We start from the raw sequence: 11,723 nt of genomic DNA, 5'->3' as shown, positions 1-11,723 counted from the left end.
CGATCCGGGGCGGCAGGACGATGCGCATAGTTACGGGGTCATGACTTCCAGGGTGGTGGTATAGCTCATCCGCCGCTGGGTCGCGCGCGGGGCCGTGGGCTTGTCGTCGGTCAGCGTCGCGTTCAGCCAGTACATGCCCGCCGCGGGCCAAGCATAGGACAACACGCCTTGCGCATCGGTGATCACCTCCTTGGCCCCTTCGGCGTCGCGATAGCGCTTGCCGCCGGGGACGATGGTGACCTTCAGATTGGGCACGGGCTTGCCGTCGACCAGGAAGCGGAACTTCGCCGCCTCGCCCGCGACCAGCTCGTCCGGGTGGGTGACGGGATCGAGTTCCAGACCCTTGCCCGTCGGCTTCAGGACCGTGCGCGTCGGCTCGCCCGCGGTCACGAAAATCTCGTTGCGACCAAGCGTCTCGGTCAGCGTCACATCAGTGGCGTTCGCCGGAATGTCGGCGACGGTCAGCGGCGGCTGGCGCACGCCGTTCGGGCCGGGCGGTCCGCCACGTCCGCCGACGCGCTTCTCGACGCCATCGACCTTGAAGCTGCCCATGATCCCCGACATCTCGCTGCCGATCTTCCAGGTGCCGGGCTTGTCGAGCTGCACGTCGAAGACCGAGCGATAACGCCCGGTCGAGCCGTTCTGGATGCGGCCGGGCGTACCGTCGGGCTGCCAGACCTTCACCCATTCGATCCGGCCGGGCTGGTGGTCGGCGTAGAACAGGTCGTTGGAGACGGCGCTGTCGACCGTCACCCAGCTGTCGGTGCCCGAGAAGATGGTGCCGGAGGGGAGCAGCCACATGCGGTGCGCCGACGCGAGGCCAGGAATTGCCAGCAGCGCGGCGGCGGCGAGCAGCTTGAGACGATGGTTCTTCATGATGGTTCTCCCCGGTATCAGCGTGCCGAAACAGTCACGGCACCCAGTTCATGGCTGCCCGCCGCGCGGCCCTGTGGGTTCGGCACGGTCAGCGGCACCTGCACCAGCTCGCGCCCGCCGGTCTCGCGCGCCGCCTCGACGTTCAGGACATATTGGCCGGGCTTCAGGTCGGCGGGCAGCGGGATGGCATGAGTGCCGGGCGCGCGAGTCGCGCCGCTGATGCCGCTGGTGGGCATCGCCATGCTGCGTCCGCCCTTCCGCCACCAGGCGCGCAGGTCGGACAGCCATTTGGTGCCCGGCTCGCCGCCCTGATTCCTGACGTCGTACCAGATGGCGAGCGTGCGCGCCGGGCCGCTGGTCGCAGGCTCCAGCCAGACCGCGACATAGGGCTTGTGATATTCGGCGACGTTCAGCTTCGGAATGGTGACGTTCACCGTCGCGGCGCCCGCCGCCCCCGGCAGTGCCACCGCGCCCAGCGCCAGAATAGCGGTCGATCGCATCGTGAGTTTCTCCATCAGTGCAGGACAAAGACGGCGATCGCCGCCGGGATCAGCAACCCCGCCGCCACCAGCGGCCAGGTGGAAGGACGGTGCCGCGCGTGCATCTGGAGCAGCAGCAGGCCGGTCAGGGTGAAGATGATGCAGGCGACCGCAAAGACGTCGATGAACCAGAACCAGGCAGTCCCGGCATTGCGCCCCTTGTGCAGGTCGTTGAGGTAGGAGACCCAGCCGCGATCGGTCCGCTCCGCGGTGATCGCGCCGCTCGTCCGGTCGATGCTGACCCAGGCATCGCCGCCGGGGCGCGGCATGGCGACATAGACTTCGCCGTCCGACCATTCGCCCGGCCGACCGGCGGGATCGAGATCGACGGCGCGCTCCACCGCTTCCGCCACGCGAGGCGGCAAGGGGGCGTCATTCGTCTTCGGATTGGCCAGCAGCGGCCGCAGGCCGGGAGCGAGCAGCCCGCTCTTTTGCACCGTCTTCGGGCTGGCCGAGATGCTGGCGGCGTGGTTCAGCGTCAGCCCGGTGATCGCGAACACCATCATGCCGACCAGCGACACGGCCGCGCTGATCCAGTGCCAGGTGTGGAACTGCTTCAACCACCAGCTGCGCCATTTGCGCTTCTTGGGCTTTTGCACAGCGGCGGCGGTCATGCGTCGGCCCAGCGGCGCAGCAGATTGTGGTACACGCCGGTCAGCTCGACCACCGAGCGATCCCCCTGCCCCTTGTCCGCGCCGACCCGCTGCACTGCGCGGTCCAGATCGAACAGGATGCGCCGCTCGCCATCGTCGCGGACCATCGACTGGATCCACAGGAAGGAGGCGACACGTGTCCCCCGCGTCACCGGCTCGACCCGGTGCAGGCTGGAGGCGGGATAAAGGACGGCGCTTCCGGCCGACAGCTTCACCCGCTGTTCGCCGTACAAATCCTCGACCACCAGCTCGCCGCCGTCATAGGCGTCCGGGTCTTCGAGAAAGAGGGTCAGCGACAGGTCCGAGCGCATCCGGAAGTCGCTGCCCCGCTTCAGTCGTACGGCATTGTCGACATGCACGTCGAAGGCCTGTCCGCCCGCATAGCGGTTGAACAGCGGCGGATAGACCTTCAGCGGCAGCGCCGCCGCCACGAACAGTGGCGACCGGCCCAGCGCGTCGAGGACCATCCGCCCCGCCTCGACGGCCGCCCCCGAATCCTCCGGCAGTTGCTCGTTGCGCTTGGCGAGCGCCGCCTGCGGGCCGGAGGTGGCGTTGCCGTCCGCCCAGGGCGCCCCGTCAATGACATGGCGGACCTGGGCGACCCCGGCGGGATCGAGGATATCGGGAAGGACGATCAGCATGGACGAAGGCTAGGCCGGTCAGAAATTATAGAACAGGCTCAGCGTCGCCTGACGCCGGTCACCCGGGACCGCCCAGCCGCCCGTGACGACGCCGGTCGTCGCGTTGATGTTGTTGCGCACGCCCGTGACGTATTTCTCGTCGGTGAAGTTCTGGACGTTGAGCTGCATCGTCCAACGCTGGGCGATGGTATAGGCCAGGAAGGCGCGGTGGATTAGATAATCGTCCACATGGAACTGCACCCGATTCCCCGCGACGGGGACGTTGGTCGCGAACGATCCCTGATAGGTCAGGCCGTAACCGACCTCCAGGCCGAAGGGCAGCTTGTAGGTGGTGAACAGGCTGCCCGAATGCTCAGGCGTCTGGACCAGTTCGGCACCTGCCTGCGGATCGAGCACGCCCGCCGCCTTGTCGCGGTTGGAGATGCTCTGCAGCACCTTGCCGTCGAGATAGGTATAGTTCGCAAAGATCGTCCAGGCCGGGGTGATCGCCCCCGACGCACCCAGCGCGATGCCGTCGACGCGGCTGCGGCCGTCCAGCACCTGCAAGCCCACCGGCAAGGCGGGATCGTTGGAGGGGACGCGGTAATTGGTCCGCTCGTTGCGGAAGACGGCGGCGGTCAGCTCCAGGCGGCGGCCGAACAGCCCGGCCTTCACCCCCGCCTCATAGTTCTTCGCGGTTTCCGGTGCCACGGCGCAGGGGTTCGCGGCGGTCGGAGTGCTGGGCACCCCGCAGCCCAGCCGGACGGTCGTCGAGGACGGCGTCTTGGCATTGCCATAGCCCGCATAGACGCTGACATTCTCGACCGGGTGGAACACCGCGCCCGCCCGCCAGGAGAACAGCTTCTCGCGGCTGATCTGCGACTGATAGGCGAGCTGTCCGGCATTGGCCGCCGCCAGCGGCAGGGCGCGGAAATTGGCCTCCTGATACTCCCAGCGCACGCCGCCGTTCAGCTCGAAGAAGCGGTTCAGCGCCAACGTGTCGAACGCATAGACGGCCAGGTTGCGCGTCTCGCTGCGCGACTGGGCGGTGGCCACGAAGTTGATCGGGCCGGTATAGTTGGTGTTGGGATTGGCGATCTCGATCGCGGGCTGCGCCACCACGCTGCCGTCCGCGTTGCGCAACAGCGACCCCTGGGTCAGGCGGTAATTCTCGATCATGCCCGACATGCCGATGTTCAGGACATTGTGGAAACCGCCCTTCTCGCCTGCCTCATGGCGCAGGTCGATCTGGTCGGTCAGCATCTGGTTCTGCTGATCCCGCACCAACCCGCGCGGACCAGAGGGCAGATAGAAGCCCGCCGGAACATTGGCCGGGCAAGCGGCGCCGACGGTGGCACCCGGCGTCGCCGTCACCGGCTGGCGATTGGTCGCGGCCAGACAGAAGGTGCCCTGCGGCGCGGAGGTCACGCTATACTGCGTCACCTGCTGCCAGCGGGTCAGGTTGCGCACGCTCCAATGCTCGTCGATCTGATGGCGGAAGGTCGCAGTGAAGCGATCTACCGTGCTGTCCTGTCGGTCGAGATTGGCGATCCCGAAATAGCTGGAGCGCTTGGCCCCCGGCACGAAGCCGTCGACCAGGCCATTGTCGAACCAGGGAATGCCATAGACCGGGGTGTTGCGATCCTCCTGATGGACATAGGCGAGCGTCAGGCTGGTCGGACCGCCGATGCCGATCGTGACGGAGGGCGCGATGCCCCAGCGCTGCATCTTCTCGACATCGCGGCCGGGCACGTCGTTATGGTGGTACGCGCCGTTCAGGCGCACCGCGACCAGGTCCGACACGCGGACATTGCTGTCGATCGCGCCGCGATAATAATTGTCGGTGCCGACCGAACCCTGCATGATGGTCAGCGTCTCGGGCGTCGGCACCTTGGACACGAGGTTGATCGTGCCGCCGACCGAACCCGATCCGTTGAAGACGCTGTTCGCGCCGTTATAGACCTCGACCTGTTGCAGGTTGAACGGGTCGGTGCGGCTATACTGCGCGCTGTCGCGCACGCCGTCGATGGTGATGTCGTTGCTGGCCGAATAGCCGCGCAGGTTGATCGAATCGCCGTAACCGCCGCCGCCCTCGCCCGCGCCGAAGGTGATCCCCGGCAGCGTCTGAAGCACGTCGCGCAGCGTCTGGAGATTCTGTTTCCGGATCGTCTGCTCGCTGACCACGGTGATGGTCTGCGGCGTGTCGAGCAGTGCGGCGGTGGCCTTCGGGCTTTCCAGGGTCGCGGCGCCGGTGCCGCGCTGGCCGGTGACGATCACATCGCGCGCGCCGGTCGAATCCTGCGACGTGGACGCCACGGCGGGCGGCGGCGCGCTATCGGCGCGGGGGCCGGTCTCTGCGGCGGCGACATGCGGCGCGGTGGCCAGAAAGCCCACGCACGACAATGCGATGAACGAATGCGACATGAATGTTCCCCTTTGCGAGCGCCGGCTATTGCGAAACATTCTCACTGTCAATGCGATTGATAATGATTCTCATGCTTGGACTGATGTGCCTCGCCGGAGGGATTGATCAGTACCCCGGTTCGGATCGAACCGCCGGACCTGCCGGAAATGGACGCTCGGCCGTGTCCCCGCACGGCATCCCCCGCATCCCGCTTCCGGTCCTCCCGAAACGAAAATTTTACGACACGACGATAAGATTTCCGGGATGAAAGAGCAGCCGACCACGAATCGATACGTCCAGATCGGGAGCCAGCAGGTCGCGCTCGGCATGTATATCCACGCGTTGCACTGCTCGTGGATTCACAATCCGTTTTGGCGAAAGTCCTTCCTCCTGACCGAGCCTGACGATCTGGAGAAGATTCGCGCATCGGTGCCCTCCGTCACCATCGACGTGACCAAGGGGCGGGGTCCCACGACGATCGCCGTCGTCGATACGCCCGAGCCTGTTCCCGCGCCCGCCGTCGAGGCGATCGCCCAACCGATCGTCACGACCCTGCGTCCCCGCCGCGCCAAGCCCGCGACCGAGATGGAGCGGGCCAGCGCCGTATCCGCGCGCGCCGCCGCCGCCGTGGCCCAGTTGTTCGGCGAGGCCCGGCTCGGCCGCACCATCCGCACCCGCGACCTGATCCCGATCGTCGAGGACATTGCCGAGACGACCGCCAAGTCCGCCGCCGCGATGATCGCGGTGACGCGGCTGAAGGACCGGGACCAGTATATCTATATCCATTCGGTCGCGGTCGGCACCTTGATGATGAACTTCGCGCGTCATCTGGGCCTGAGCGAGGAGGATGTGCATGTCGCCGGCATGGCCGGACTGCTGCACGACATCGGCAAGATGCAGATCGACGCCGATGTCCTCGACAAGCCCGGCCGCCTGACCACCGAGGAAATGGTCGAAATCCGCCGCCATCCGGGTTTGGGTCATCGAATTCTGGGCGACATGAACGATCTCGACCCGCGCATCCTGGACGTGTGCCGCCACCATCACGAGCGGATGGATGGCACCGGCTATCCCGACGGTCTGCGCGGCGACGAGATCAGCCCGTTCGTCCGTATTTCCTCCGTCTGCGATGTCTATGACGCCGTGACATCGATCCGCCCGTACAAGCGCGCCTGGTCGCCGCACGAGGCACTGGCGCAGATGCTGGAATGGGACGGCCATTTCGATCCCGAGACGCTGCGCGCCTTCATCGCCAATCTGGGCATCCAGCCCTTTGCCGCACTGGTCCGGCTGCGGTCCAACCGGCTGGGCATCGTAGTGCGCGAAGGGGAATGTCCGACCATGCCGGTCGTGCGCGTCTTCTTCGACATTCCCAGCCACGGGCCGATCGCGATCGAGGATGTCGCGACCGCACATGACCCGATCCAGCGCGCCGAACGCGGCGATTACTGGTTCGGCGAACGCTGGCCCGCACTCCAGGCCGAAATCCTGGCGGAACCCACCTTCCCCGAAACCCCGCTGAGCCGCGCCGTCGGCGGGCGCTAGATCCGCCGGCTGGTGTCGGGATCGCCGCGTGATAGGATGGTCGTCTCGATCATCATGCACAGGATATCACGATGCTGATCCGACGCGCCACGGGAGACGACGCCCAGGCCATGAGCGACGTCCTGATCGAGATCATTGCGCTCAGCGGCCGGACCCGGCCGCATGACCCCGTTTTCACGCTTTCCCATTACATCGAGGCACCCGATGGCATTTTGTGTAGCGTCGCGGTTGATGAGGACAACCGGGTCATGGGGTTCCAGTCGCTGAAGCGCGCGGCGGCGAACAACCGCTATGACGTGCCGGAAGGCTGGGGCATCATCGGCACCCATATCAGTCCGCGCGCCCATCGACGCGGCGTCGGCACAGCCCTGTTCGCCAGCAGTCGCAAGGCGGCGAACGAGGCCGGGTTGACCCGTATCGACGCCGCGATCGGGGCGAACAATCGGATGGGGTTACGCTATTACGAAGCCATGGGTTTCCGAACCTATCGGGAGAGCGACGACATCATCCAGAAGCTGTTCGAAATGCCGCCCGGCGACTGAGCACCCGGCCGCACAGCGTGATGGCGGGAGCCCGTGCAATTCTGTATGGCGCGCGGGATGATCCGCCTCAGTGAATTGAAACTGCCTCTCCACCATGCGGACGAGGCCCTGCCTGCCGCCATCTGTCGCCGGTTGCGCGTGACGCCGCGCGAGCTGGTGCGCTTCGTTGTGGCGCGGCGCGGGCATGATGCGCGCGACAAGAACAATATCCAGCTCGTCTATTCGGTCGACGTGAACCTGAAGAACGAGGCCGCCGTGCTGGAGCGGTTCCGCCGCGACCGCGATGTCCAGCGGACGCCCGACACCCGCTATCACCTGCCGAGCGGACCGCCGCCGGGCACCAAGCGCCCGGTCGTGATCGGCGCGGGGCCCTGCGGCCTGTTCGCCGCGCTGGTGCTGGCGCAGGCGGGATATCGCCCGATCATCCTGGAGCGCGGCAAGGTGGTGCGCGAGCGGACGCAGGACACCTGGGGCCTGTGGCGCAGGAGCGTGCTCAACCCCGAATCCAACGTGCAATATGGCGAAGGCGGGGCGGGCACCTTTTCGGACGGCAAGCTCTACAGTCGGATCAAGGACCCGCGCCACCTGAACCGCAAGGTGCTGACCGAGTTCGTGAAAGCGGGCGCGCCGCCCGAGATCCTGACCGAGGCGCATCCGCATATCGGCACCTTCCGCCTGGTCACCATGGTCGAGAGCATGCGCGCGACCATCGAGGAACTGGGCGGCGAATATCATTTCTCGACCCGGGTCGACGGACTGGACGTGGAGACCGACGGATCGGGCCAGCGCCGAGTGCGCGGGCTGCACCTGAACGGCGGCGGCTATCTCGAGGCCGATCATGTCGTCCTCGCCATCGGCCACAGCGCGCGCGACAGTTTCGCGATGCTCCAGTCGGCGGGCGTGTATGTCGAGGCCAAGCCTTTCTCGATCGGCGTGCGCATCGAACATCCGCAAGGGTGGATCGACCGCGCGCGCTTCGGGCATCAGGCGGGCAATCCGATCCTGGGCGCGGCCGAATATCACATCTCGCACCACTGCCAGAACGGGCGGACGGTCTACAGCTTCTGCATGTGTCCGGGCGGCACGGTCGTCGCCGCGACCAGCGAAGAGGGCCGCGTCGCGACCAACGGCATGAGCCAATATTCGCGCAACGAGCGCAACGCCAATTCGGGCTTCGTGGTCGCGATCGACCCGGAGCGCGACTTTCCAGGCGATCCGCTCGCGGGCCTCGCGCTGCAACGCCATTGGGAGGAGCGCGCCTATGTCGCGGGCGGATCGAACTACAAGGCCCCGGCGCAGCGGGTCGGCGACTTCCTGGCCAAGCGCCCCTCGACCAGCCTGGGGTCGGTCACGCCCTCCTATCGCCCCGGCGTGACGCCGACCGACCTATCCGAATGCCTCCCCGACTTCGTGGTCGAGGCGATGCGCGAGGCGATTCCGGTCTTCGGCCGCCAGATCGCCGGATACGACCACCCCGACGTGGTGATGACCGGCGTCGAGACACGCACCTCCTCGCCGGTCCGTTTCACCCGCGGCGAGGACGGGCACAGCCTGAACACCTATGGCCTCTATCCGGCGGGCGAGGGCGCGGGTTATGCGGGCGGCATCCTGTCGGCGGCGGTCGACGGCATCAAGACGGCCGAGGCGGTCGCGCGCAGCATCGGTACGCCTTGAAGATCTTCTTCGACGGCGGGCTTCGCCCCGGCGGCATGGAATATGCCGTGGTGATCGGCGGCCACGCCCGGATCGTCCGCGATCTGGGGCCCGGCACCAGCATGACCGCCGAATGGCTGGCCCTGATCGCCGCGACCCGCGCGGCGCATGAGGCGGGGCTGACCGATGCCCTGTTGCTGGGCGATGCAGCCGCCGTGGTGGCGCAGGCGATGGGAAAGGTGCGGGTGCCGCCAGCGCATGTCGCGCATTTCGCGGAGTGGTCGGCCCTCCCCCGCCCGCCCCGGTTCCGGCTGCGCCATATCAAGCGGACGCAAAACCTCGCCGGGATCGCATTGGGTCGGGTCCATCAAGGCCTTCATCCGCTATAGGTGAGGAATAGCGGATCACCGCATCGCGAAGGTCCGCGACAGGCCGTGATACAGCTTCTCGCGGCATACCAGTTGGCTGACCCCGTCGGCGATGAAGGCGGTGGCGAACATGGGCAGCATCAGGCCGCGGCTGGCGGTCGTTTCGGACAGGATGATGACGGCGGTCAGCGGCGCGCGGACGACGCCCGCGAAATAGCCGACCATGCCCAGGATCACGATCGCCGAGGCGGGCGAGTCCGGAAAGATCGAGCGCAACAGATTGCCCAGCCCCGCGCCGACCGACAGCGACGGCGCGAAGATACCGCCGGGCAGCCCGGCGACGGCGGTCGACAGGGTCGCGAGGAACTTGGCCGGGCCGAACCAGAGCGGCGCATCGACCCCGACGATCATCGCCCGCGCCGCGCCGTAACCGGTGCCCCAGGTCAGGCCGGTGCCGACGCCCAGCCCGGCGACCACGACACCACACAGAGCGGCGAACAGGATGGGACGCTGCTTGCTCCACCGGGTCACGCGGTTGGTGCCGGTCGCCATCATCAGCATCAGCCGGGCAAAACCGCCGCCCGCCAGTCCGCCGACGATTCCGGCGACCGGCGCGGCGACCAGCGCGGTGACGATCGGCATATGCGCGCCGATCAGCCCGAAATAGACATAATCGCCCTGCGCCGACTGGGCGACCATGCCCGCAATGGCGATGGCGGCGATGACCAGCAGCGTGACCTTCTGCTCATAGGCGGAGGCCAGCTCCTCGATCGCGAAGAGCAGCCCGGCCAGCGGCGTGTTGAACGCCGCCGCGACACCCGCCGCACCGCCCGCGATCAGCACCGCCCCGCGCAGCGGCACGCCCAACAGGCGGTGGGTCAGCCCCATGATGGCGGCGGCGATCTGCACGGTCGGCCCCTCGCGCCCGACCGACGCACCGCCCAGCACCGCCGCCAGCGTCAGCCCGGCCTTGGCGACCACGGTGCGGATCGACACCAGCCCGCCGGTCGCCCGCTCGGGATCGGCCTGTGCAGCCATCACCTGCGGAATGCCCGACCCGCGCGCGAGCGGCGCGAACCGGCGCGTGATCCAGACCAGCCCCGCGAACAGCAGCGGCGTCACGACCAGCGGCGCCCAGTGATAACGGTGCGAGAAATGATTGAAGATTTCGCCCGCCGCATCCGCCGCCTCGGCAAAGACCGTCGCGGCCAGCCCGATCGCTACCGCGCCGATCAGGATCGCCAGCCGGGTGCGGAACTTGACCGATCCCGGCCCCTGCGCCCGGAGCAGCGCACGGTAACGCGCGGGCGTCCATTTGCGGAATGACGGGAAGGGCGGACTCTGCTCGGCCATAGTCCGCCCCTACACCCTTATCGCGTCATAAAACCAGCCATACCGCGTCCCCCGATCAGGGCAGCGGTACCGCATCCTTCGCCGGTGTCCTGCTCGACACCGGTTTGCCCGGCACGACGATCCGACCGATCATGCGCGCGCCCTTTTCATCGCGCTTCAGTTCGATATCGACGCTGTCGACCGTCTCGTTCGGCCGCCCGAAATTGCGGAACAGGTGCGCGGTCAGGATGGTCGCGCCGTTGGGATCGATCCGGTCGGGCGCGAAGACATTGGCCTGCACCGTGTAGGTGCCGGGCGGCGCGGCATGGATCATATATTCCTCCGGCCCATAGCCGCGCGTCATGTCGCGCGACAGCCGCCCGCCGATCGCGGTGCGGTTGTTGTTGTAGATCGCCCGCTCGCGCGTCGGTTCGTCGACCCACAAATCCATGTCCGAGGCATCGGTCGTCCAGTCGATGACGGCGCGCACATCGACATCGAGCAGCATGACCAGCCGGGGGTCCATCTTTACCTTGCCGCCCAGCTTGCGCAGGCGGGGCAGCATCGCATTGGCCTCGTTCAGCGCGATCAGGTCGATGCCGTCCCATTGGTCCGCCTGCGGGCTGGTCGCGATGGCATAGAGCAGCGTGACCGCGCGGGTCAGGTCGGCCTTCGCCTGCGCCGGATGGGCGGCGGCGCGGCGGGCGAGGGTCAGCGCGAGCAGGCGGCGCGGCTGCGGCCGGTCGGGGTCTAGCGCCGCCTGCCGCGCACGCAGTTCGACCGCGCGGTCCCAGTCGCCATACCGCTCCAGCCGGTCGGCGACCATGCCCAGCGTCGTGTCGTCGGCGGTCGGCAGATCCAGCGCCGACAAGACCATCTCGCTGGCCTCGGCCACACGGCCCCGCTTGGCGAGCCAGGCGGCGGTGTCGAGATAGAAGATCGGCAACGCCCCGTGCCGTGCCTCCGCCTCGCGGAAGCGTTCGGCGAAATCGGCGGGCTTGCCGTCATACAGCTCCAGATAGGGGCGGTCGGGTTGCCACGCATCGATCTGCACCGGGGGAGCCGCCGGGGTCATGCGCGTGGCGGCACCGGTCACGACGATGTTGTCCGTCGCCTGACTGACGCGCGGGGCCGGGGGAGCCGCAGGGGCCGGAGGTGCGCCAGGGGTCGACAAGACGAATACTTCCGGAG

General features: G+C 67.5%; 11 protein-coding genes. 4 read left to right on the top strand and 7 right to left on the bottom strand.

Features of this window, described 5'->3' with window-relative positions:
• Positions 1 to 30 precede the first annotated feature (30 nt).
• From NS355_RS08835 to NS355_RS08815, 5 genes are read right to left on the bottom strand one after another with little or no spacing between them, the layout of a single operon-like run.
• Positions 31 to 876: a DUF4198 domain-containing protein gene (locus tag NS355_RS08835; protein WP_058745374.1), complete on the bottom strand. Its 846-nt coding sequence runs from the start codon at positions 874 to 876 to the stop codon at positions 31 to 33.
• Between the two features lie 17 nt (positions 877 to 893).
• Positions 894 to 1,376, bottom strand: coding sequence for a DUF2271 domain-containing protein (locus tag NS355_RS08830; RefSeq protein ID WP_209445052.1), 483 nt, complete (start codon positions 1,374 to 1,376; stop codon positions 894 to 896).
• A gap of 14 nt (positions 1,377 to 1,390) precedes the next feature.
• Positions 1,391 to 2,029 (bottom strand): PepSY-associated TM helix domain-containing protein, encoded by a 639-nt coding sequence (locus NS355_RS08825; RefSeq protein WP_058745372.1) that lies wholly within the window; start codon positions 2,027 to 2,029, stop codon positions 1,391 to 1,393.
• Positions 2,026 to 2,709, bottom strand: coding sequence for a Fe2+-dependent dioxygenase (locus tag NS355_RS08820; protein ID WP_058745371.1), 684 nt, complete (start codon positions 2,707 to 2,709; stop codon positions 2,026 to 2,028). The genes NS355_RS08825 and NS355_RS08820 overlap by 4 nt, the downstream gene beginning before the upstream one ends.
• Before the next feature lie 18 nt (positions 2,710 to 2,727).
• Positions 2,728 to 5,112, bottom strand: a complete 2,385-nt coding sequence (locus NS355_RS08815) for a TonB-dependent receptor (RefSeq protein ID WP_058745370.1) — start codon at positions 5,110 to 5,112, stop codon at positions 2,728 to 2,730.
• A gap of 244 nt (positions 5,113 to 5,356) precedes the next feature.
• Here NS355_RS08815 and NS355_RS08810 point away from each other — a divergent pair, with 244 nt between their 5' ends.
• From NS355_RS08810 to NS355_RS08795, 4 genes are all read left to right on the top strand, one after another.
• On the top strand, positions 5,357 to 6,637 hold the full coding sequence (locus NS355_RS08810) for an HD-GYP domain-containing protein (protein WP_058745369.1): 1,281 nt from the start codon (positions 5,357 to 5,359) through the stop codon (positions 6,635 to 6,637).
• Between the two features lie 71 nt (positions 6,638 to 6,708).
• Entirely contained in the window at positions 6,709 to 7,179 is a 471-nt protein-coding gene (locus NS355_RS08805) for a GNAT family N-acetyltransferase (protein WP_058745368.1), read from the top strand.
• Between the two features lie 57 nt (positions 7,180 to 7,236).
• Positions 7,237 to 8,853: an NAD(P)/FAD-dependent oxidoreductase gene (locus NS355_RS08800; protein ID WP_058745376.1), complete on the top strand. Its 1,617-nt coding sequence runs from the start codon at positions 7,237 to 7,239 to the stop codon at positions 8,851 to 8,853.
• Positions 8,850 to 9,221, top strand: a complete 372-nt coding sequence (locus NS355_RS08795) for a reverse transcriptase-like protein (protein WP_244489613.1) — start codon at positions 8,850 to 8,852, stop codon at positions 9,219 to 9,221. Before NS355_RS08800 ends, NS355_RS08795 begins: the two co-directional genes overlap by 4 nt.
• A 15-nt stretch (positions 9,222 to 9,236) precedes the next feature.
• On the opposite strand, the gene NS355_RS08790 is transcribed toward NS355_RS08795, so the two are convergent.
• The gene (locus NS355_RS08790) at positions 9,237 to 10,553 is read right to left on the bottom strand and encodes a chloride channel protein (RefSeq protein ID WP_058745367.1); all 1,317 of its coding nucleotides are present in this window, start codon (positions 10,551 to 10,553) and stop codon (positions 9,237 to 9,239) included.
• Between the two features lie 55 nt (positions 10,554 to 10,608).
• Positions 10,609 to 11,723: hypothetical protein (locus tag NS355_RS08785; RefSeq protein ID WP_209445051.1), on the bottom strand; the 1,115-nt coding region annotated here is incomplete at its 5' end.

Origin of the sequence: Sphingomonas yabuuchiae (assembly GCF_001477495.1) — a bacterium.
GTDB classification, from domain to species: domain Bacteria; phylum Pseudomonadota; class Alphaproteobacteria; order Sphingomonadales; family Sphingomonadaceae; genus Sphingomonas; species Sphingomonas yabuuchiae_A.
The sequence above is the reverse complement of the archived record's forward strand: the minus strand, read 5'-3'. Positions and strand labels throughout refer to the sequence as shown.

Coding starts and splice junctions, on each gene's coding strand:
- NS355_RS08835 (WP_058745374.1), bottom strand. CDS start 876: ATGAAGAACCATCGTCTCAAGCTGCTCGCCGCCGCCGCGCTGCTGGCA.
- NS355_RS08830 (WP_209445052.1), bottom strand. CDS start 1,376: ATGCGATCGACCGCTATTCTGGCGCTGGGCGCGGTGGCACTGCCGGGG.
- NS355_RS08825 (WP_058745372.1), bottom strand. CDS start 2,029: ATGACCGCCGCCGCTGTGCAAAAGCCCAAGAAGCGCAAATGGCGCAGC.
- NS355_RS08820 (WP_058745371.1), bottom strand. CDS start 2,709: ATGCTGATCGTCCTTCCCGATATCCTCGATCCCGCCGGGGTCGCCCAG.
- NS355_RS08815 (WP_058745370.1), bottom strand. CDS start 5,112: ATGTCGCATTCGTTCATCGCATTGTCGTGCGTGGGCTTTCTGGCCACC.
- NS355_RS08810 (WP_058745369.1), top strand. CDS start 5,357: ATGAAAGAGCAGCCGACCACGAATCGATACGTCCAGATCGGGAGCCAG.
- NS355_RS08805 (WP_058745368.1), top strand. CDS start 6,709: ATGCTGATCCGACGCGCCACGGGAGACGACGCCCAGGCCATGAGCGAC.
- NS355_RS08800 (WP_058745376.1), top strand. CDS start 7,237: ATGATCCGCCTCAGTGAATTGAAACTGCCTCTCCACCATGCGGACGAG.
- NS355_RS08790 (WP_058745367.1), bottom strand. CDS start 10,553: ATGGCCGAGCAGAGTCCGCCCTTCCCGTCATTCCGCAAATGGACGCCC.